Origin of the sequence: Streptomyces sp. NPDC088387, from assembly GCF_044753385.1 — a bacterium.
Lineage (GTDB): Bacteria > Actinomycetota > Actinomycetes > Streptomycetales > Streptomycetaceae > Streptomyces.
In genome coordinates, this window is the sequence record NZ_JBIVNC010000003.1 from 611,963 (window position 1) to 631,620 (window position 19,658).

The window sequence follows — 19,658 nt, forward strand, 5'->3', positions numbered from 1 at the left end:
CGCGGTGGCGGGACCGGATCAGGCGGGTACGTCCGCGGCTCTGACCCGGTGGAACCGCTCGTCGCCCTCCGTGCCCGCGAGCAGATACGCCTGCGCCTCACCCACGTGGAAGTACATCCCGTGCAGCTCCAGCGCGCCCTCGCGCAGCGCCTGGGCCACCACCTCGTGGGCCCGCAGATGCTCCAGCTGCTGAACGACGTTGGTCAGACAGAGCTGCTCCACCGCGTCGGCCGGCGGTCGGCCCGCCAGCCGGGGCCAGGGGCGGCTGTCGTCGGCCATCCACTCCAGGCTGGGCATCCCGTGCCGCAGCCAGCGTCTGAGCGGCGTAGGCGCCCCGCCGGGCTCCGCGTTGAACAGCGCCTGCATCGCGCCACACCCAGAGTGCCCGCACACCGTGATGGACCGTACGTTCAGCACGTCCACCGCGTACTCGATCGCGGCGGCCACCGAGTCGTCCCCGCCGTCCCTGCCGTCCCTGCCGTCCGCGCCGGGCAGCGGCACGAGGTTGCCCACGTTGCGCACCACGAACAGGTCGCCCGGGCCGCTGGAGGTGATCATTGAGGTGACCACCCGGGAGTCGGCACATGTGAGGAACAGCTGGGAGGGCTGCTGTCCCTCGCGTGCGAGACGGGCCAGCTCACCCCGCACCAGCGGCGCGGTGTTCCGCTGGAACGCGCTGATGCCACGCGCCAGTTGCTGCCCGCTTGCCGCGCTGTCGGCCGCGCGCAGGCCCCACGGGACGGGCCCGGGCGCGTCGGCGCCGGGTGTGGTGTGCGGTGCTCCGGCCGGTGTCGCCGGGAACTCCCGCCCCTCGGCCGGTCCGGACGGCTCGCAGTGGTGGTTGCGCCAGGGCGTCCAGGGGCGGCAGCGGCAGTCGGTGAGGGGGTCGCCCGGTGCGCCGGGTGCCGTGTGGGCGCGCTCGTGCGGGCGGCCGTGGGCGTGCTCGTGGGTTCGGTCGGGTGTCCGGTCATGTGCGCGGTCATAGGTGCGGTCGTGCGGGCGGTCGTGCGCCCGGTCGTGGTCGAGGAGATGGGACACCGTGGGCTCGGTGATCCGGGTCCCGCCGCGGCGGCCGGTGAGATCGACGGTGCCGCCCTGCGCGAGGTGGGTGTTCCGCCAGTCCTGAAGCGTCTCGTACGCCGCGTGGTCCATGAAGGAGCCGTCCAACTCGACGACCGCGTGGGCGCCGTGGGGCACGTGGTGCAGGGCGCGGCTGAGCCGGGGAACCGCCAGGAACGTCAACTGGCCGCGTACGTGGACGTGGTGGACTCCTTCCTTCTCGTCGTGGGTGATCCGGGTGCGGGCGAGGCGGTTCAGGGCGACGGCCACGGCGACGGCGATTCCCAGCGTCACGCCCTCCAGGACGCCGAAGAGCACCACGCCGAGGGTGGTGACCGCGTAGACCAGCACTTCTCGGTGGCGGGTCACCGTGCGGATGTGGTGCAGGGACACCATCTGGATGCCGACGGCCATCACCAGGGCGGCGAGCGAGGCGAGGGGGATGAGCTCAAGGACCGGGACCATCAGCAGCGCGGCGACTACTACGAGAACGCCGTGCAGCATCGTGGAGTTCCGGCTGACGGCACCGGCGTTCACGTTCGCCGAACTGCGTACGGCGACGCCGGCGACGGGCAGTCCGCCGAGGGCGCCGGAGGCGATGTTGGCGGCGCCCTGGCCGAGCAGTTCGCGGTCCAGGTCGGAGCGGCCGACGCGGCCGGTCAGACCGGGGCGGGAGGCGGCCATCTTGTCCACGGCGACCGCGCCGAGCAGCGACTGCACACTGCACACGAGGGTGGTGGTGAGCACGGCGGCGAGCAGGCCGAGCACGGGTCCCTCGGGCAGGCCGGCCAGCGCGTGGCTCTGCCAGGACGGCAGGTCGACCTTGGGCAGGCCGATCCCGGCGAGCGAGGCGGTGGCGGTAGCCCCGGCGACGGCGACGAGCGGGGCGGGGATCACTCGCAGCAGACGGCCGGGGCGGCCGGGGATCCGGGGCCAGAGCAGCAGCAGGGCGAGGGTGAGCGCGCTCATCGAGACGGCCGCGGGATGCAGCCGGGCCAACTGGGCAGGCAGGGCCTGGAGGTTGTCCAGGACGGCGCTCTGCGGGGTGCCGCCGAGAACGATGTGCAGCTGGGCGACGGCGATGGTGACGCCGATGCCGGCCAGCATGCCGTGCACGATGGCGGGGCTGACGGCGAGCGCGGAGCGGGCCACGCGCAGGCAGCCCAGGCCCAGTTGGGCCACGCCGGCGAGGACGGTGATGGCACACGTCGTACGCCAGCCGTAACGGTGGATCAGGTCGGCGGTGACCACCGTGAGTCCGGCGGCGGGGCCGCTGACCTGGAGTGCGGAGCCGCCGAGCCGGCCGGCGACGAGGCCGCCCACCGCGGCGGCGACCAGGCCCGCCTGGAGGGGGGCGCCGGTCGCGAGGGCGATGCCCAGGGAGAGCGGCAGGGCGATGAGGAACACGGCGATGGCGGCCGAGACGTCGGCGCCCGCGACGCGGAAGCGGCGGCGCCTGCCGGACGGCGGGCTGTGGGGCCGGTGGACGTGGCGCGAGCGGCGCGCCTCGACGATGCGGGTGCCCTTGGCCCGTGCGGTCTCGAGGGCGTGGGGAAGCGTGCGGAAGGCTGACATGGGTCCCGTCTCCTCCGGGGCGGCGCGGTCGCGGATCAGGTGGTCCCCGCGCGGGGCGGGGGTCGGGTCGCGGCCGTGGGTCACGGCGTGCAGTGCGGCGGGAAAAATCAACGCTCAGTAAACAGATCGTAATGCAGAGTAAAGGTCATGCATGGATTTTCGTAGCAAATGGGGTAATGCATCACCTCTATGAGTGAACCGATATTTAAGTCGGCTTGTCGTACTAATTCCTTCTCGGATCCGTGCGAGGTTGGCGGCGCTGTCGGCCGGCCCGGCAGCTCACCCCCGAAGAGGGCCCGGTCAGCGTCGGCCTGGTCGGCCTGTGAGAAGGAAGAAGGTGGGCGGACATGGCCGCCACCCAGAGGATCGCCGCGGTCGTTGCGGTCGCCGCGGTCGGTGCCGCGTCGCTCGCAGGCTGCGGTTCCGGCTCCACCGGTGCCAAGGAAGGTGCGCCGGGACCGCAGAAGGCGCAGTCCGCTCCCAAGAGCGCCGTCCGGCTCATCGGCGACGGCTCCACCGCCTTCACCGGGGCGCAGCCGCACCTGCCGAGACCCGAGCGGCTGAAGCCCGGTCAGAAACCCCCGCAGTTCGTGGTGTTCTCCTGGGACGGCGCCGGAGAGGACAGCCAGAAGCTGTTCTCCCACTTCCGCCAGGTCGCCAAGGACAACAACGCCACGATGACCTACTTCCTCAGCGGCGTGTATCTGCTGCCCGAGGAGAAGCGCGACCAGTACCGGCCCCCGCAGCACTCACCGGGCCGCTCCGACATCGGCTTCAACGACCGCGAGGGCATCGCCGAGACCGTCAAGCAGCTGCGGCTGGCCTGGCTGGAGGGCAACGAGGTCGGCACCCACTTCAACGGCCACTTCTGCGGCGCGGGCGGAGGCGTCGGCGAGTGGTCGGTGGAGGAGTGGAAGGACGAGATCTCCCAGGCCAAACGGTTCGTCAAGTCCTGGAAGACCAACACCGGGATGAGCAAGGCCGCCCCGCTGCCCTTCGACTACGACAAGGAACTGATCGGCGCCCGCACGCCCTGCCTCGAAGGCCAGAAGAACTTCACGAAGGCCGCCCGCGAACTGGGCTTCCGCTACGACACCAGCGGCGTCAACGACCAGATCTGGCCCGGCAAGAAGGAGGGCCTGTGGGACCTGTCCATGCAGCTCGTCCCCTTCCCCGGCCACTCCTACGAGCAGCTGACCATGGACTACAACTTCATGGTCAACCAGTCCGGCACCACCACCCAGGGCGACCCCGGCAAGTACGAGTTCTGGGGCGACCAGATGCGTGACGGCCTGCTCCAGGGCTTCCGGCGGGCCTACGACGGCAACCGCGCGCCCCTGATCATCGGCAACCACTTCGAGTCCTGGAACGGCGGCACGTACATGCGGGCCGTCCAGGAGGTCGTCGAAGAGGTGTGCACGAAGTCCGACGTGCGCTGTGTGTCGTTCCGTCAGCTCGCCGACTGGCTGGACGCCCAGGACCCCAAGGCCCTGGCGAAACTCAAGTCCCTGAAGGTGGGTCAGGCGCCCAAGCAGGGCTGGGAGTCCTTCCTGTCGGCCCGCCCGGCCCCGGCACCGAAGGGGGCGCCCGGAGCGCCGGCGGTCAAGCGGTAGCCGCACCGCCGGTCCCGCCGCACCGGGGACCGGCGGCGGGCGTCATACGGGGGCGGTGAGGCTCTCGCCGAGCACAAAACCGGGGTCGACCTGGGCGGCCAGGTCGGCTCCGGTGCGCTCGTTCCCCCACGACTGGGCGTTCTTCAGGTGGAAGTGGACCATCTGGCGTGTGTAGCGCTCCCAGTCGCGCTGCTCGTACGTCGCGTCGGCGGCCGTCCGCAGCTGCTCCAGGGCGCGCTGGTTGACGTCCTCCAGGAGCTCGAACCGGGGCGGGCGGCCCTTCTCCATGGCGCGCACCCAGTTCGAGTGCCCGACCGTGACGAGCAGGTCGTCCCCGACCTCCGCGCGCAGGAAGTCCAGGTCGTCCTCGCCCTGCACCTTGTTGCCGACGACCTTCAGGGTGACGCCGAAGTCGCGGGCGTACTCCTTGTACTGGCGATAGACGGAGACCCCCTTCCGGGTCGGCTCGGCGACGAGGAACGTCATGTCGAAGCGGGTGAACATGCCGGAGGCGAACGAGTCCGAGCCCGCGGTCATGTCGACCACGACGTACTCGTCGGGGCCGTCGACCAGGTGGTTGAGACAGAGCTCCACCGCTCCGGTCTTGGAGTGGTAGCAGGAGACGCCCAGGTCGGCCTCGGTGAAGGGGCCGGTGACCATCAAACGGACGGCACCGCCGTCGAGTTCCACGGCGCGGGCGCAGGCGTCGTACACCGGATTGGTCTCGCGCACCCGCAGCAGCCGTGAACCCTCGCCGGGCGGCGTCGTCTTGATCATCGTCGCCGCGGACCGCACACGCGGGTTGGTGCCGCGCAGGTAGTCCTTGATCAGCGAGAGCCGGTCGCCCATGGCCGGCAGGGCGGCGGCCTCCGTGTCGTCGAGGCCGAGCGCGGGACCGAGGTGCTGGTTGATGTCGGCGTCGACGGCGACGACCGGAGCGCCGGTGGACACGAGATGCCGGACGAACAGGGAGGACAGGGTCGTCTTGCCGCTGCCGCCCTTCCCGACGAAAGCAATTTTCATGTTCAGTAAGCCTAGCGGTCCCTGGTGGGGCACGGATGCCGGGACGTGAAGAAGACCACTCCTTCGTGGGGTGTGCGCCCTGGGTGCGTAGGGTCGTACCCATGAGTACGACAGGCGCGACCGATGACCCGCTCGCGGCCCTCGGGTCGCTCCCCGGGGTCGCCGACTCCGTGGAATCCGTGCGCAAGGCCGTGGACCGCGTGTACGGACACCGGGTCATGCGGCGGCGCAGCAACGAGATCACCTCCGAGGCCGCCCTGCGCGGCGCGCGCGGCTCGGCCGCCGTGTCCGGCGCCGACTGGGCGCTCGAAGAGGTGCGCAGGCGCAGCGACTTCGGCGTCGACGAGGACGCGCGCGTGGTGGGCGCCGCACTGCGACTGACCGCGGAGGCGGGCCAGTTGCTGTCCGTCTGGCGGCAGTCGCCGCTGCGGGTGCTGGCCCGGCTGCACCTGGTTGCCGCGCCCGGACAGGGCGACGAGGTGGGGCGGCCCCGGCAGGCCGGCGAGGCCGTCGAGGAGCCGCTGATCGAACTGCCGCTGCCCGGCGCGGACGAGGTCTCCGGCCGGCTGGAGGGCCTGTCCGGGCTGATCATCGCCGGGGGTTCCGCACCCGCGCTGGTGACGGCCGCGGTGGTGCACGGCGAGCTGCTCGCGCTGCGCCCCTTCACCTCGCGCAACGGGCTGATCGCGCGCACCGCCGAGCGGATCGTCCTGATCGGCAGCGGTCTCGACCCCAAGGCGGTCTGCCCGGCCGAGGTCGGCCACGCCGAGCTGGGACGCGCGGCCTATCTGGCGGCGCTCGACGGCTACGCGTCCGGTACGCCGGACGGCATGGCGGCGTGGATCGCGCACTGCGGGCGGGCGATCGAGCTGGGCGCGCGGGAGTCGACGGCGGTGTGCGAGGCGCTTCAGCGCGGGGCGGCGTAGCCCTTCGGGGCCGTGCCGGGCGGGCTTCGGCCGAGCGGGCTTCGGGGCCGAGCGGGCTTCGGGGCCGAGCGGGCTTCGGGCGTGGAAAAGGCCTCCGCGCGGAGGCCTTTCAGGGTTGCGGCGGTACGAGGACTCGTACCGCCGCTGGCATGGTCACCGGGTTACCAAGCGTCCTCGAGATATTGCCCATCAGGTCGGGAGCTTCGCCCGTCACCTGGTGCGGCTGGCCCGTAATCGACGGGTCGACGTCGCGTGGGTGCCCTGTGCACATGCGCGGTCCGTGGGGCCAAAATGCGTTAGTGAAGGTGATCCTCTCGGATGTCCTTGGTCTCGCGGGCCGTTGAGTCCTTTGTACTCCAGCTCCGCAGGGAGTGGAAGGCCTGCCTTCGCTTCTTTACTTTTAGGTTCAAAGAGGGTGAAAGGGGCCGTGTTCAACCGCGCGGACCCCTGCTGACGGCGCCCTGGCAGGTCAGACCGCTGCCGCGCGGCGCCGGCTCGCGTACCAGACCAGGCCCGCGGTGGCCGCCGCGGCGCCTATGGCGGCGGCCGCGACGAGCGCCGGGCGCGGCGGCACCGAGAACGAGGGCAGCCGCTGCTTGAGCCGGACCGGACGGTTGAAGTCGAGAACGGGCCACCCGCGCGCGAGGGCCTCACGGCGCAGCGTCCTGTCGGGGTTCACGGCGTGCGGATGGCCCACGGCGTCCAGCATCGGCAGATCCGTCGCCGAGTCGCTGTAGGCGTAGCAGCGGGAGAGGTCGTAGCCCTCGGAGAACGCGAGGTCCCTGACCGCCTCGGCCTTGGTCGGACCGTAGGCGTAGTACTCGACCTCGCCGGTGAAGCGTCCGTCGTCGCCGATGACCATCCGGGTGGCCACCACGCGGTCCGCGCCCAGCAGTTCACCGATCGGCTCGACCACCTCGGCGCCAGACGTGGACACGATCACCACGTCGCGCCCAGCGATGTGGTGCTCCTCGATCAGGGACGCGGCCTCGTCGTAGATGATCGGGTCGATGATGTCGTGCAGGGTCTCGGCGACGATCTCCCTGACCTGCTGGACGTTCCAGCCGCGGACCAGTTGGGACAGGTACTCGCGGGTGCGCTCCATCTGGTCGTGGTCCATGCCGCCCACGAGCAAGACGAACTGCGCATAGGCGGTACGCAAGACGGCCCGGCGGTTGATCAGGCCGCCTTGGTAGAACGACTTGCTGAACGAGAGCGTGCTCGACTTCGCAATGACCGTCTTGTCCAGATCAAAGAAGGCCGCTGTGCGGGGCAAGGAGTGGTTTTCCACGCACCCGAGCATAGGCGCAGCCCATTCGGCGTAAGGTGAGGCGCGTGGGTTTGCCTGAGAAGGCTCTCGGGTACACCATGGAAGTCACGGATCGTTCGCGACCGTGCTAACCCGGCCCGACTCCTCCCCCCCCGAGTCGGCCGTGGGGACGACCCCCGCTCTCCCCCCCGGCGGGGGTCGTCGCATGTCCAGGCGGGGTTTCGCTTTCCTCCTCAACTTTCCACGGCTGTACGGCCGTGTCGGGGCGGCTGCTGCCGCCCCTTTCGCATGTCCATGATCCGTCACCGTGTGTAGTGGTCGGACTGCTCTGCGGAAGTCGCACAGGAGGGGGTGCGGACCTCACCGGTTTGGGTGACGGAGATATTCGCAAGAGTCGAGTTGTCCACAGTTTTCGACCAAGATCCACATGATTTTCCGGATCGCTGCACCGTGATTCCAACGCGCCACGATCGACGCGAGTTCGTGACCGGATCTCGTTAGTCGGACGCGTTTTGGCCGGTTTCCTTCGGCCGTTCATATGGAGGCCGGTTGCCGGTTCTTCACACGTATGGGAATCGCGGCGACTCAGGAGCCGCGCGAGTCGAGCAGCGAAGGGGGAGTCCCACCATGTCCGGAGCCGTCACCCACGATCCGTCGTCCACCACCGAAGGACGGCAGGGCAGACCACTGATCGTCACCGAGGACGCGGTGCTTCTCGACGATCTGCTGCGGCTGTGCGCGGCCGCCGGGGCCACACCCGAGGTCCACCACGGGATGCCGGAGCGCAGAGGCGGTTGGGAGGCCGCGCCGCTGGTCCTGGTCGGGGACGACGCCGCCCGGCGGGTGCGCGGAGCCGTGCGCCGCCGCGGAGTGGTGCTCGTCGGCCGGGACCAGGACGACTCGGGGGTGTGGAAACGAGCGGTCCAGATCGGCGCCGACCATGTGCTGATGCTGCCCGACGGCGAGCAGTGGCTGGTCGACCGGATCGCCGACGTCGTCGAGGGGGTCGGACGGCCGGCGCTCACCGTCGGCGTCATGGGCGGCCGGGGCGGCGCCGGCGCGTCCACGCTGGCCTGCGCGCTCGCCGTCACCTCCGCGCACGAGGGACTGCGCACCCTGCTCGTGGACGCCGATCCGCTCGGCGGCGGACTGGATGTACTCCTCGGCGGCGAAACCGCCGAGGGCCTGCGCTGGCCGGCTTTCGCCGCCTCGCGCGGCCGGCTCGGCGGCGGCGCCCTGGAGGAGTCGCTGCCCGAACTGCACGCGCTGCGGGTGCTCAGCTGGGACCGCGGCGACCGTGTCGCCGTCCCGGCCCAGGCCGTCCGCGCGGTGCTGGCCGCCGCCCGGCGCCGGGGCGGCACGGTGGTGGTCGACCTGCCCCGGCGGATCGACGACGGGGTCGCCGAGGTCCTCGCCCAGCTCGACCTGGGCCTGCTCGTCGTCCCCGCCGAACTCCGCGCGCTCGCCGCGGCCGGACGGGTGGCGTCCGCCGTGGGAATGGTGCTGCGTGACCTGCGCGTGGCGGTACGGGGTCCCTACGCACCCGGCCTCGACGACCGCGAGGTGGCCCGCCTGCTGCGGCTGCCACTGGCCGGCGAAGTACCCGTCGAGGCGGGGCTGTTGCGGCCGGACGGGAGCAGGACACCGCCGGGCGCGGGCGGACGCGGTCCGCTGGCCCGGTTCTGCAAGCAGTTCTGGGAGCGCGCACTGACCGAGGCGGGTGCGGCATGAGCGCGCCGCCCGCTCCGGGCCTGCTGGACGGGGTACGGCAGTGGCTGGCCGAGAGCGGTGCCGAACCGACACCCGCGCGCGTGGCGCAGGCCCTGCGCGAGCAGGGACGGGTGCTCGGCGACGCCGAGGTCCTCGGCGCGGCCGAACAGCTGCGGTCCGAGCTGATCGGCAGCGGGCCACTGGAACCACTGCTGTCCGACCCGTCGGTGACCGACGTGCTCGTGTCCGCGCCGGACCGGGTGTGGGTGGACCGCGGCGGCGGACTGGAGCTGACGCCGGTGGCGTTCACCGACGCGGCGGCGGTACGACGGCTCGCGCAGCGGCTCGCGGCCGTCGCCGGGCGGCGCCTCGACAACGCCCGGCCCTGGGTCGACGCCCGTCTTCCCGACGGGACCCGGCTGCACGCGGTGCTCCCACCGGTGGCCGTCGGCTGCACCTGCCTGTCCCTGCGCGTGGTGCGGCCGCGCGCCTTCACCCTCGGCGAACTGGTGGCGGCGGGCACGGTGCCACCCGGCGGCGACCGGATCCTGCGGGCACTGCTGCGGGCCCGGCTGTCCTTCCTGATCAGCGGCGGCACGGGCACGGGCAAGACCACGCTGCTGAGCGCCCTCCTCGGCCTGGTCGGACCCGGCGAACGGATCGTGCTGGCCGAGGACTCGGCGGAGCTGCGCCCCGACCACCCCCATGTCGTACGGCTGGAGAGCAGAACCGCCAACCAGGAGGGCGCGGGCCTGGTCACGCTGGAGGACCTGGTGCGCCAGGCCCTGCGGATGCGGCCGGACCGGCTGGTCGTCGGCGAGGTGCGCGGCCCGGAGGTCGTCCATCTCCTGGCCGCCCTCAACACGGGCCACGAGGGCGGCTGCGGCACCGTCCACGCCAACGCGGCGGCCGACGTGCCCGCCCGGCTGGAGGCGCTCGGGACGGCGGCGGGGCTCGACCGGGCCGCCCTGCACAGCCAGTTGGCGGCGGCCCTGTCGGTGGTCCTGCATCTCGTCCGCGACCGCGGTGGGCGGCGACGGATCGCCGAGATCCATGTGCTGGAGCGGGATCCGTCGGGGTGGGTGCGGACCGTGCCGGCGCTGCGCTGGGGCACGGAGGCGTTTGTGCGGGAGCGGGGGTGGGGGCGGCTTTCGGAGGTGCTTCGGGAGGCGTGTGACACATCGGAGTTCGGCGAGGGCGGGAGTGGTGAGTGGGATGGGTGAGGTGTGGACCGGGGCCGCGCTGGGGTGTGTGGGGGTCGCCGTCTGGCTGACGGGCGGCCGGCAGTCCGGGGCGCGGCGGGCGCAGTTGCTGTTCGCCGGTGGGGGTGTGGTGGCGCAGGGGCCGCCCGCGTGGCCCCGACTGGCGGCCGGGGGGCTGCGGCGGGCGCGGGAGCGGTTGCGGCCCGAGTGGTGGTCGCTGGTCGCCGGGCTCGCGCTCGGTCTGCTGGGCGCTTCGGTGGTGCCGGTCGTCGCGGGGGCGGCCGGGGTGCCGCTGGTACGGCGGGCCCGGCTCGCCCGGGAGACACGGGTGGCCGGGGAGCGCCGGGCGGACGCGGTGATCGCGTTGTGCGGGGTGCTCGCCGGGGAGGTGCGTGTGGGGCGGCAGCCCGGCGAGGCGCTGCTGCGGGCCGCGCGGGACTCCGGTGGGCTCGGTGACGCACAGGCGGCGGTGCTGGCGGCGGCGCGCTTCGGCGGGGACGTGCCGGAGGCGCTGACCGGGGCGGCACGGCAGCCGGGCGCCGACGGGCTGTTGGGGCTGGCGGCGTGTTGGCGGGTGGCCGTGGACCAGGGCGCCGGGCTCGCGGCGGGGCTCGACCGGCTCGACGCGGCTCTGCGTGCGCAGCGGGATCAACGGGCGGATCTGCGTGCCCAGTTGGCCGGGGCCCGTGCGACGGCGCTGATGCTCGCCGGGCTGCCGGCGGTCGGACTCCTGCTGGGCGCGGCGCTGGGCGCGGATCCGTTGCGTGTCCTGCTGCACACGGGCGCGGGGCTGGGCTGTCTGTTCGTCGGCGGAGCGCTGGAGGGCATCGGCCTGTGGTGGGCGCTGCGGATCGTACGGGGAGCTGAGTCGGTGTGAGCGCGGAAGTTGTCCACAGGCTGGGGGTAGTGGTGGGGGCGGTGCTGGCTCTCGCCTGGGCGGCGCACCGGGTGGAGACGGTACGCCGGGAGCGTTCGGCCCGACGCCGGGTGGCCGAACTGCTGGCGCGGGAGGAGGCGTTGTCCCGGCCCCGGATCCGGGTGGGTGCCGTGGTGAAGCGGTGGGCGCCCTGGGCCGGTGTGGTGTGCACCGGCTGGGTGCTTGTCGGCGGAGTCGCGGGAGTCGCGCTGGGTGTGGCCGGGGCGGTCGCCCTGTGGCGATGGCGTCAGCGGCAGACGGCCGGTGGTCTTGAGGAGGAGACCGACGTGGCGGAGGCCGCGCGGCAACTGCCGCTCGCCGCCGATCTGCTGGCCGCGTGTGTCGCCGCGGGTGCCGGTCCGGTGATCGCGGCGCAGGCGGTGGGCGAGGCGCTCGGCGGGCCCGTGGGCGGTGCGCTGGCGCGGGGCGCGGCGGAGGCCCGGCTCGGGAGCGAACCGGGCGACGCGTGGCGGGGGCTGGCGTCGATACCGGGCGCGGACCCCCTGGCACGGCTGCTGGAACGGGCCGATGTCTCGGGCCTTCCCGCCGCGGGCCCGGTCGCCCGGCTCGCCGCGGACGCCCGCGCCGACTGGACACGCGAGGCGACGGCCCGTGCGCGGCGGGCGGCGGTTCTGGTGAGCGCTCCGGTGGGGCTGTGCTTTCTGCCCGCGTTCATCGCGGTCGGGGTGCTGCCGGTGGTGATCGGGCTGGCGGGTGAGGTGCTGGGAGGGGGTGGCTGATGGAGCTCACATGACTGACGTCCGGTCACGAAGCAAGCAATGGAACTGAAGCGGGAAATCACGGGGGTTGAGATGTACGGACAGGTGTGGGCGCGGGTGCGTGCCCTGGTCGGGCGGGTACGTGCGGCACGCGCGGTGCGGGGGAGGGACGCCGGAATGGTGACCTCCGAATACGCCCTGGGCATTGTGGCGGCGGCCGCCTTCGCGGTGGTGCTCTACAAGGTGGTGACCAGCGGCGAGGTCGGCGCGGAGTTGCAGGCGATCGTGAAGAAGGCCCTCGATGCGAGCATGTGAACGACGGTCGGACCGTGGGTTCGTGACCGTGGAGACCGCGGTGGCGCTGCCCGTGCTGGTGACGTTCGCGATGGCGCTGGTGTGGGGGCTGCTTGTGGTGGCCGCGCAGATCCAGTGTGTGGACGCGGCCAGGACGGGCGCCCGCGCGGCGGCCCGGCAGGACCCGGACACGGCGGTCGTCGAACTGGCGCGGGCGGCCGCGCCCCGCGGTGCGGAGGTCACCGTCAGCCGGGAGGGCGATCGGGTACGGGTGGTGGTCGTGGCTCGGCCACCGGCGCTGGGGGACCTGGCCTTCGACGTACGGGAGGAGGCCGTGGCGTCGGTGGAGGGGGCCGGTGGCGCGGATACGGGTGGCGCGGGTGGAGGCGGGTCGGTCACCGGGGAGCCCGGCTCATGAGCCGCCGGGTCCGGGCCTGGTGGGCCGCGAGGACCGGTGAGGACGGGGACCGTGGTTCCGCGACCGTCTGGAGCCTCGCCGTGATCGCCGTGCTGTGTGTGGTGTTCGGCACCGTGCTCGCCCTCGGACAGGCCGTTGTGGTCCGGCACCGAGCGGCCGGCGGCGCGGATCTCGCGGCACTGGCGGCGGCGGACCACTGGACGCAGGGCGCCACGGCGGCCTGCGCGCGGGCGGAGGAGACGGCACGGGCGCACGGCGTACGGCTTGTGCGGTGCGTGGTGGTGGGCGACGTCTCGGATGTGACGGCGGCGTCGGGCCGGGGACTGTTCGAGGCGGAGGTACGGGCGCGGGCGGGGCCGCCGGGGTGACGGTGGGCCGACCGACCTACCTCCCGGCCTCCGAAGGAGCCACCGTCGAAGCGCCAGCCCCAGCCCCAGCCCCAGCCCCAGCGCCTGCGCCTGCACCAGCCCCAGCGCCTGCACCAGCTCCCGCGTCCGACTCCGCCCCCTCCTTCGCTCCCGCCCCCTCCTCCGACGTCCCCGCCCCCGGTGCCTCCCGCAGCAGCTCCGTGAGGAGCCGTACCGCCCCCCGCTTGTGCAGCGGATCGTTGCCGTTGCCGCACTTGGGGGACTGGATGCAGGACGGGCAGCCGGCGTCGCATTCGCAGGACGCGATGGCCTCACGGGTGGCGGTGAGCCAGGCGCGGGCCGTGTGGAAGGCGCGCTCGGCGAAGCCCGCACCGCCCGGGTGGCCGTCGTAGACGAAGACCGTGGGGAGGAGGGTGTCGGGGTGCAGGGGGACGGAGACGCCGCCGATGTCCCAGCGGTCGCAGGTGGCGAAGAGGGGCAGCATGCCGATCGAGGCGTGTTCGGCGGCGTGCAGGGCGCCGCCCAGGATCTCGGGGTTGATCCGGGCCGCGTCGAGCTGGTCCTCGGTGACCGTCCACCACACCGCGCGGGTGCGCAGCGTACGGGGCGGGAGGTCGAGTCTGGTCTCGCCGAGCACCTCGCCGGTGATGAGGCGGCGGCGGAGGAAGGAGACGACCTGGTTGGTGACCTCGACGGAGCCGAAGCACAACCGGCCCGTGCCCCAGGGGACTTCGACGTCGGTGTCCAGGACGGAGATGGCGGTGGTGTCGCGGGCGACGGTGGAGTAGGGCGGGCTCGCCTGCTCGACGAGGGCGACGTTGTCGTCCAGGTCGAGGGAGCGTACGAGGTAGGTACGGCCCTGGTGGAGGTGGACCGCGCCCTCGTGGACGGTGGTGTGGGCGGCGCCCGCGTCGACCGTGCCGAGCAGCCGGCCCGTGCCCGCCTCGACGACCTGGACGGGGTTGCCGCCCCCGCCGCGGATGTCGGTGAGGTCGGCGGCGCGTTCCCGGCGGGTCCAGTGCCAGGCCTTCGTACGGCGGCGCAGCAGTTTCGCGGCCTCCAGCTGCGGCAGCAGTTCCGCGGTGCCGGGGCCGAAGAGTTCGAGGTCCTCGTCGGTCAGCGGTACCTCGGCCGCCGCCGCGCACAGGTGCGGGGCGAGGACGTAGGGGTTGTCCGGGTCGAGGACGGTGGATTCGACGGGCTGGTCGAAGAGCGCCTCGGGGTGGTGGACGAGGAAGGTGTCCAGCGGGTCGTCGCGGGCGATCAGGACGGCGAGGGCGCCCTGGCCGGAGCGGCCCGCGCGGCCGGCCTGCTGCCACAGGGAGGCGCGGGTGCCCGGGTAGCCGGCGATGAGGACGGCGTCGAGGCCGGAGACGTCGATGCCGAGTTCGAGGGCGGTGGTGGCGGCGAGACCGAGGAGTTCGCCGGAGTGCAAGGCCTGTTCGAGTGCCCGGCGCTCCTCCGGGAGATAGCCGCCGCGGTAGGCGGCCACGCGGCGGGGCAGTGAGCGGTCGACCTCCGCGAGGCGTTCCTGGGCGATGACGGAGATCAGTTCGGCGCCGCGCCGGGAGCGGACGAAGGCGACCGTACGGACGCCCTGGACCGTGAGGTCGGTGAGCAGGTCGGCGGTCTCGGCGGTGGCGGTGCGGCGGACCGGGGCGCCCTTCTCGCCCTGCATCTCGGTCAGGGGCGGTTCCCAGAGGGCGAAGACGAGTTCGCCGCGCGGGGAGGCGTCGTCGGCGACCTCGACCACGGGCAGGCCGGTGAGCCGGCGGGCGGCCACCGCGGGCTCGGCGGCGGTGGCGGAGGCCAGCAGGAAGACCGGGGAGGCGCCGTAGCGGGCGCAGAGCCGGCGCAGGCGGCGCAGTACCTGGGCGACGTGCGAGCCGAAGACGCCGCGGTAGGTGTGGCACTCGTCGACGACGACGTACTTGAGCGATTTCAGGAAGGAGGACCAGCGGGGGTGGGACGGCAGTATGCCGCGGTGCAGCATGTCCGGATTGGTGAGGACGTAGGTCGCGTACTGGCGGATCCACTCGCGTTCCTCGAAGGGCGTGTCACCGTCGTAGACCGCGGTCCGGACGGACGTTCCCAGCGGTTGTGAAAGTTCCTTCACGGAGCGGCACTGGTCTGCGGCCAGGGCTTTTGTGGGAGCGAGGTAGAGGGCGGTGGCGCCGCGGCCGTTGGGGGCCTGCGAGCCGTCCAGGAGGGTGGACAGGACCGGGACGAGATAGGCGAGGGACTTGCCGGAGGCGGTGCCGGTGGCGACCACCACCGAGTCGCCGTCCAGGGCGTGTTCGGCGGCGAGTGCCTGATGGGCCCAGGGGTGTTCGATGCCCGCGGCCTGCACGGCGGCGATGACCTCGGACCGGATCCGGTCCGGCCAGACGGCATGGCGGCCCGCACGTGGGGGCAAGTGCTCCGTATGAGTGATGCGGGAAGCCCTGCTCGGACCCGAGGCGAGGCGGTCCAGGACCGTGCTCGGCGCGGGTCGGGGTGCGGAGTCCGTCGGGAGTCGATCGGATCGGTGATTCTTGGCCATCGGCACCGAGTGTGTCACTGGCGTGACGGACAATGGGGCGGAAGGCGTCGTGCACGCCTGCCGGTAAGTGATTGAATGCCATCGCGGCTGGCGAACCAACCCGGGGGCTCTGCCGAGGCGCCCAAGGGTGACCGCTCGATAGCAAGGTGCTGGAGGATCCGTGGACCTGTCCCTGTCGACCGAGACCGTCGGCGATCGCACGATCGTCAGGGTCGGTGGCGAAATCGACGTATATACCGCGCCCAAGCTGCGCGAGCAGTTGGTCGAGCTGGTGAACGACGGGAATTTCCACCTCGTCGTGGACATGGAGGGCGTGGACTTCCTCGACTCCACCGGGCTCGGCGTGCTGGTCGGCGGCCTGAAGCGAGTGCGTGCCCATGAGGGCTCCCTGCGCCTGGTCTGCAACCAGGAGCGCATTCTGAAGATCTTCCGCATCACCGGCCTCACCAAGGTGTTCCCGATCCACACCACGGTCGAGGAAGCGGTGTCGGCCACCGACTGAACACCCGGTCCGGGCCGCACAGCCCGGACCGGTCGTTTGTGAACTCGTTTCAACAGGGGGGTCCGGGCGTTCGGCGGTCCGGCCCCTCGACAGCACGCCCGTAGCTCCGAGGGGGATGCATGGCCACCGTCGAACTCCGCTTCAGCGCGCTTCCCGAGCACGTCCGTACCGCCCGGCTGGTGGCGGCCGCGGTGGCGCGCAGGGCCGGAGTGGACGAGGCCGTACTCGACGAGGTGCGCCTCGCCGTGGGTGAGGCCTGCACCCGCGCGGTGGGGCTCCACCAGAGTGCCGGCATCACCGCGCCCGTGAAGGTGGCGCTGATCGAGGAGGAGAAGCAGTTCTCCATCGAGGTCGGTGACGAGGCGCCGCGTTCGAACCCCGGGGAGCGCGCGTCGGGGGCCGCGGCCCCCGAACCGGACGTCGAGACCGAGGAGGACGAGATGGGCCTCGCGGTCATCAGCGGCCTCGTCGACGACGTAGAGGTCACCGCCGGCGAGCACGGCGGCCTGATCCGGATGACCTGGCCGACGACACCCGCGGCGACCACGCTGTCGTGAACCGCCCGCAGACGTCCGTGCTGTCGTGAACCGCCCGCAGACGTCCGTGCTGTCGTGAACCGGCCCACGTCGACTCTGTCGTGAACCGGCCGTTGTTGTGCCTGCCGTGAAGCGCTTGGTGCCGTAGTGAACCGAGTGTCGCGGCGCTCCGAGGGTCCCGCACGCCGGGGCCCTTGATTTTTTTGTCCGGCCGGGTTCGCCGGGTTTCCACGGGGTTTTTCCTGGTGGAGCCGTTGTGGCAGAATTCGTGAATGAATTCACGATCGAGCGACCCCGGTCTTTTCGATCACTCACCCGATAATTGGATCAAGTGTCAATGCCTTCAGGGCATTACCTCTTTCGGGTTCCGTGAGTTTGGCGCGATCATTTGCTGAAGAGCATGTGAAGGCGAATTCCGCTTACCGTGCACTGTTTTGATCAGGATCAGCTCCCTACAATCCGTCCACATCTTGAGCTCAGCAGAAGCGTCAAGGAGGACGAATGGCGGGGCTTTCTACCCCTCATCAGTTGGACCATCCCTCAACCCTCGCGGCCGCAGTGCTGACCGACGACAACCGAGTCATCGTGATCGTCATCGCGGTCGTGGCGCTGGCTGCGCTCGTGGTCGCCGGTGTGCTGCTGCGGCAGGTGCTCGCCGCCGGCGAAGGCACCGACAGCATGAAGGAGATCGCGGCAGCCGTGCAGGAAGGCGCCAACGCCTACCTGGCCCGGCAGCTGCGCACACTCGGCGTATTCGCCGTGATCGTTTTCTTCCTGCTCATGCTGCTCCCCGCGGACGACTGGAATCAACGTGCCGGGCGATCGGCGTTCTTCTTGATCGGCGCGGCGTTCTCGGCGGCCACCGGCTATATCGGCATGTGGCTCGCCGTACGCAGCAATGTGCGGGTCGCCGCGGCGGCCCGTGAAGCCACTCCGGCAGAAGGCGAAGCCGAGAAGGATCTCACCGAGGTCTCGCACAAGGCGATGAAGATCGCTTTTCGCACCGGCGGTGTCGTCGGCATGTTCACGGTGGGGCTCGGTCTCTTCGGAGCCTCCCTCGTGGTGCTGGTGTACGCGGCCGACGCACCCAAGGTGCTGGAGGGCTTCGGCCTCGGCGCCGCGCTGATCGCCATGTTCATGCGTGTCGGCGGCGGCATCTTCACCAAGGCCGCCGACGTCGGCGCCGACCTGGTCGGCAAGGTCGAGAAGGGCATTCCGGAGGACGATCCGCGCAATGCCGCGACCATCGCGGACAATGTGGGCGACAACGTCGGCGACTGCGCGGGCATGGCGGCCGACCTCTTCGAGTCGTACGCCGTGACCCTGGTGGCCGCGCTGATCCTCGGCATGGTGGCCTTCGGCGACGCGGGCCTCGCGTTCCCGCTGCTCGTGCCCGCGATCGGTGTGGTCACGGCCATGATCGGCATCTTCGCGGTCGCACCACGCCGCAGCGACCGCAGCGGGATGACCGCGATCAACCGGGGCTTCTTCATCTCCGCGGTGATCTCGCTCGTCCTGGTGGCCGTCGCGGTCTTCGTCTACCTGCCGTCTTCGTACGCCGAACTCGACGGCGTCACCGACGCGGCGATCGCCTCCAAGGACGGCGACCCGCGCATCCTCGCGCTGATCGCGGTGGGCATCGGCATCCTGCTCGCGGCCGTCATCCAGCAGCTGACCGGCTACTTCACCGAGACCAACCGGCGCCCCGTCCGGGACATCGGCAAGACCTCGCTGACCGGTCCCGCGACCGTCGTCCTCGCCGGCATCTCCATCGGCCTGGAGTCGGCCGTCTACACCGCGCTGCTGATCGGCCTCGGCGTCTACGGGGCCTTCCTGCTCGGCGGTACGTCGATCATGCTGGCGCTGTTCGCGGTGGCGCTGGCCGGCACCGGCCTGCTCACCACGGTCGGTGTGATCGTCGCGATGGACACCTTCGGACCGGTCTCCGACAACGCGCAGGGCATCGCGGAGATGTCCGGCGACGTCCAGGGCGCCGGCGCCCAGGTGCTCACCAACCTGGACGCCGTCGGCAACACCACCAAGGCCATCACCAAGGGGATCGCCATCGCCACCGCGGTCCTCGCGGCGTCGGCGCTCTTCGGGTCGTACCGCGACGCGATCACCACCGGCGCACGGGACGTCGGGGAGGCGCTCTCCGGCGACGGCGCGCCGATGACCCTCATGATGGACATCTCGCAGCCCAACAACCTGGTCGGGCTGATCGCGGGTGCCGCGGTCGTCTTCCTCTTCTCGGGGCTGGCGATCAACGCCGTGTCGCGGTCGGCGGGCGCGGTGGTCTACGAGGTGCGGCGGCAGTTCCGCGAGCACCCCGGGATCATGGACTACACCGAGAAGCCCGAGTACGGAAAAGTCGTCGACATCTGTACGAGGGACGCGCTGCGGGAGCTGACCACACCGGGTCTGCTCGCGGTCATGGCGCCGATCTTCATCGGGTTCACGCTCGGCGTCGGACCGCTCGGCGCGTTCCTCGCGGGCGCGATCGGCGCGGGCACGCTGATGGCGGTGTTCCTCGCCAACTCCGGCGGCGCCTGGGACAACGCCAAGAAACTCGTCGAGGACGGTCACCACGGCGGCAAGGGCAGCGAGGCCCACGCCGCGACGGTGATCGGCGACACCGTCGGCGACCCGTTCAAGGACACCGCGGGCCCCGCGATCAACCCGCTGCTGAAGGTGATGAACCTGGTGGCGTTGCTGATCGCACCCGCGGTGATCAAGTTCTCGTACGGCGAGGACGAGAACCTCGGGGTACGGATCCTGATCGCCGTGCTCTCGTTCCTGGTGATCGCGGGCGCGGTCTACGTCTCCAAGCGGCGCGGGATCGCCGTGGGTGACGAAGACAACGCGGAGGACACCGCGAAACCGGCCGATCCCGCGGTGGTGTCGTCGGGCGGCTAGCACGGGCTCGGCCCGGGGCCCTGTTCACGGGCCGGTTCCCAGGGGCGGGCGGATGGCGCGCAATACGGC

At 71.8% G+C, this 19,658-nt stretch carries 16 protein-coding genes; 12 read left to right on the forward strand and 4 right to left on the reverse strand.

From position 1 onward, the window contains the following. Window positions 1–18: 18 nt before the first annotated feature. Entirely contained in the window at window positions 19–2,634 is a 2,616-nt protein-coding gene (locus tag ACIQAC_RS10950) for a SulP family inorganic anion transporter (RefSeq protein ID WP_402189066.1), read from the reverse strand. A 347-nt stretch (window positions 2,635–2,981) separates the two neighbouring features. Between ACIQAC_RS10950 and ACIQAC_RS10955 the strand changes: the two genes are divergently transcribed. Next, entirely contained in the window at window positions 2,982–4,247 is a 1,266-nt protein-coding gene (locus ACIQAC_RS10955; protein ID WP_402189067.1) for a hypothetical protein, read from the forward strand. Between the two features lie 42 nt (window positions 4,248–4,289). On the opposite strand, the gene ACIQAC_RS10960 is transcribed toward ACIQAC_RS10955, so the two are convergent. After that, window positions 4,290–5,270 (reverse strand): ATP-binding protein, encoded by a 981-nt coding sequence (locus tag ACIQAC_RS10960; RefSeq protein WP_402189069.1) that lies wholly within the window; start codon window positions 5,268–5,270, stop codon window positions 4,290–4,292. Between the two features lie 101 nt (window positions 5,271–5,371). On the opposite strand from ACIQAC_RS10960, the gene ACIQAC_RS10965 reads away from it, so the two are divergent. Beyond that, window positions 5,372–6,196, forward strand: coding sequence for an oxidoreductase (locus ACIQAC_RS10965; RefSeq protein WP_402189071.1), 825 nt, complete (start codon window positions 5,372–5,374; stop codon window positions 6,194–6,196). 469 nt (window positions 6,197–6,665) lie between these two features. Here ACIQAC_RS10965 and ACIQAC_RS10970 read toward each other — a convergent pair whose 3' ends face one another. Continuing rightward, complete coding sequence (locus ACIQAC_RS10970) at window positions 6,666–7,499, reverse strand: HAD family hydrolase (protein ID WP_402189072.1); 834 nt, start codon at window positions 7,497–7,499, stop codon at window positions 6,666–6,668. 594 nt (window positions 7,500–8,093) lie between these two features. Here ACIQAC_RS10970 and ssd point away from each other — a divergent pair. The 7 genes from ssd (at window position 8,094) to ACIQAC_RS11005 (ending at window position 13,093) form a co-directional block, all read left to right on the forward strand. Beyond that, complete coding sequence (ssd, locus tag ACIQAC_RS10975; protein ID WP_402189074.1) at window positions 8,094–9,197, forward strand: septum site-determining protein Ssd; 1,104 nt, start codon at window positions 8,094–8,096, stop codon at window positions 9,195–9,197. Further along, window positions 9,194–10,399, forward strand: coding sequence for a TadA family conjugal transfer-associated ATPase (locus ACIQAC_RS10980; RefSeq protein ID WP_402189076.1), 1,206 nt, complete (start codon window positions 9,194–9,196; stop codon window positions 10,397–10,399). Before ssd ends, ACIQAC_RS10980 begins: the two co-directional genes overlap by 4 nt. Continuing rightward, entirely contained in the window at window positions 10,392–11,255 is an 864-nt protein-coding gene (locus tag ACIQAC_RS10985) for a type II secretion system F family protein (RefSeq protein WP_402189077.1), read from the forward strand. Before ACIQAC_RS10980 ends, ACIQAC_RS10985 begins: the two co-directional genes overlap by 8 nt. Next, window positions 11,252–12,034, forward strand: coding sequence for a type II secretion system F family protein (locus ACIQAC_RS10990; RefSeq protein ID WP_402189079.1), 783 nt, complete (start codon window positions 11,252–11,254; stop codon window positions 12,032–12,034). The genes ACIQAC_RS10985 and ACIQAC_RS10990 overlap by 4 nt, the downstream gene beginning before the upstream one ends. A 72-nt stretch (window positions 12,035–12,106) precedes the next feature. Then, window positions 12,107–12,328 carry a DUF4244 domain-containing protein gene (locus tag ACIQAC_RS10995; RefSeq protein WP_402189319.1) on the forward strand — a complete coding sequence of 74 codons (222 nt, stop codon included), beginning with the start codon at window positions 12,107–12,109 and terminating at the stop codon, window positions 12,326–12,328. Next, on the forward strand, window positions 12,315–12,725 hold the full coding sequence (locus ACIQAC_RS11000) for a TadE family type IV pilus minor pilin (RefSeq protein ID WP_402189081.1): 411 nt from the start codon (window positions 12,315–12,317) through the stop codon (window positions 12,723–12,725). Before ACIQAC_RS10995 ends, ACIQAC_RS11000 begins: the two co-directional genes overlap by 14 nt. Continuing rightward, window positions 12,722–13,093 (forward strand): Rv3654c family TadE-like protein, encoded by a 372-nt coding sequence (locus ACIQAC_RS11005; protein ID WP_402189083.1) that lies wholly within the window; start codon window positions 12,722–12,724, stop codon window positions 13,091–13,093. The genes ACIQAC_RS11000 and ACIQAC_RS11005 overlap by 4 nt, the downstream gene beginning before the upstream one ends. A gap of 16 nt (window positions 13,094–13,109) precedes the next feature. Here ACIQAC_RS11005 and ACIQAC_RS11010 read toward each other — a convergent pair whose 3' ends face one another. After that, window positions 13,110–15,635, reverse strand: coding sequence for a DEAD/DEAH box helicase (locus ACIQAC_RS11010; protein WP_402189085.1), 2,526 nt, complete (start codon window positions 15,633–15,635; stop codon window positions 13,110–13,112). 160 nt (window positions 15,636–15,795) lie between these two features. Here ACIQAC_RS11010 and bldG point away from each other — a divergent pair, with 160 nt between their 5' ends. The 3 genes from bldG to ACIQAC_RS11025 all read left to right on the forward strand — a co-directional run bounded on the left by bldG (window position 15,796) and on the right by ACIQAC_RS11025 (window position 19,589). Further along, window positions 15,796–16,137: an anti-sigma factor antagonist BldG gene (bldG, locus tag ACIQAC_RS11015; RefSeq protein ID WP_402189087.1), complete on the forward strand. Its 342-nt coding sequence runs from the start codon at window positions 15,796–15,798 to the stop codon at window positions 16,135–16,137. A 119-nt stretch (window positions 16,138–16,256) separates the two neighbouring features. Continuing rightward, window positions 16,257–16,694, forward strand: a complete 438-nt coding sequence (locus ACIQAC_RS11020) for an ATP-binding protein (RefSeq protein WP_402189089.1) — start codon at window positions 16,257–16,259, stop codon at window positions 16,692–16,694. 480 nt (window positions 16,695–17,174) lie between these two features. Then, window positions 17,175–19,589: a sodium-translocating pyrophosphatase gene (locus ACIQAC_RS11025; RefSeq protein WP_402189091.1), complete on the forward strand. Its 2,415-nt coding sequence runs from the start codon at window positions 17,175–17,177 to the stop codon at window positions 19,587–19,589. Window positions 19,590–19,658: the final 69 nt, after the last annotated feature.

What these genes read in the sequence shown, in the direction of transcription:
- ACIQAC_RS10970 (WP_402189072.1), bottom strand. Translation starts at nt 7,499, where the DNA reads ATGCTCGGGTGCGTGGAAAACCACTCCTTGCCCCGCACAGCGGCCTTC.
- ACIQAC_RS10955 (WP_402189067.1), top strand. Translation starts at nt 2,982, where the DNA reads ATGGCCGCCACCCAGAGGATCGCCGCGGTCGTTGCGGTCGCCGCGGTC.
- ACIQAC_RS10985 (WP_402189077.1), top strand. Translation starts at nt 10,392, where the DNA reads ATGGGTGAGGTGTGGACCGGGGCCGCGCTGGGGTGTGTGGGGGTCGCC.
- ACIQAC_RS11020 (WP_402189089.1), top strand. Translation starts at nt 16,257, where the DNA reads ATGGCCACCGTCGAACTCCGCTTCAGCGCGCTTCCCGAGCACGTCCGT.
- ACIQAC_RS11010 (WP_402189085.1), bottom strand. Translation starts at nt 15,635, where the DNA reads ATGGCCAAGAATCACCGATCCGATCGACTCCCGACGGACTCCGCACCC.
- ACIQAC_RS10980 (WP_402189076.1), top strand. Translation starts at nt 9,194, where the DNA reads ATGAGCGCGCCGCCCGCTCCGGGCCTGCTGGACGGGGTACGGCAGTGG.
- ACIQAC_RS10950 (WP_402189066.1), bottom strand. Translation starts at nt 2,634, where the DNA reads ATGTCAGCCTTCCGCACGCTTCCCCACGCCCTCGAGACCGCACGGGCC.
- ACIQAC_RS10960 (WP_402189069.1), bottom strand. Translation starts at nt 5,270, where the DNA reads ATGAAAATTGCTTTCGTCGGGAAGGGCGGCAGCGGCAAGACGACCCTG.
- ACIQAC_RS10995 (WP_402189319.1), top strand. Translation starts at nt 12,107, where the DNA reads ATGTACGGACAGGTGTGGGCGCGGGTGCGTGCCCTGGTCGGGCGGGTA.
- ACIQAC_RS10965 (WP_402189071.1), top strand. Translation starts at nt 5,372, where the DNA reads ATGAGTACGACAGGCGCGACCGATGACCCGCTCGCGGCCCTCGGGTCG.
- ACIQAC_RS11005 (WP_402189083.1), top strand. Translation starts at nt 12,722, where the DNA reads ATGAGCCGCCGGGTCCGGGCCTGGTGGGCCGCGAGGACCGGTGAGGAC.
- ACIQAC_RS11000 (WP_402189081.1), top strand. Translation starts at nt 12,315, where the DNA reads ATGCGAGCATGTGAACGACGGTCGGACCGTGGGTTCGTGACCGTGGAG.
- ACIQAC_RS11025 (WP_402189091.1), top strand. Translation starts at nt 17,175, where the DNA reads ATGGCGGGGCTTTCTACCCCTCATCAGTTGGACCATCCCTCAACCCTC.
- ssd (WP_402189074.1), top strand. Translation starts at nt 8,094, where the DNA reads ATGTCCGGAGCCGTCACCCACGATCCGTCGTCCACCACCGAAGGACGG.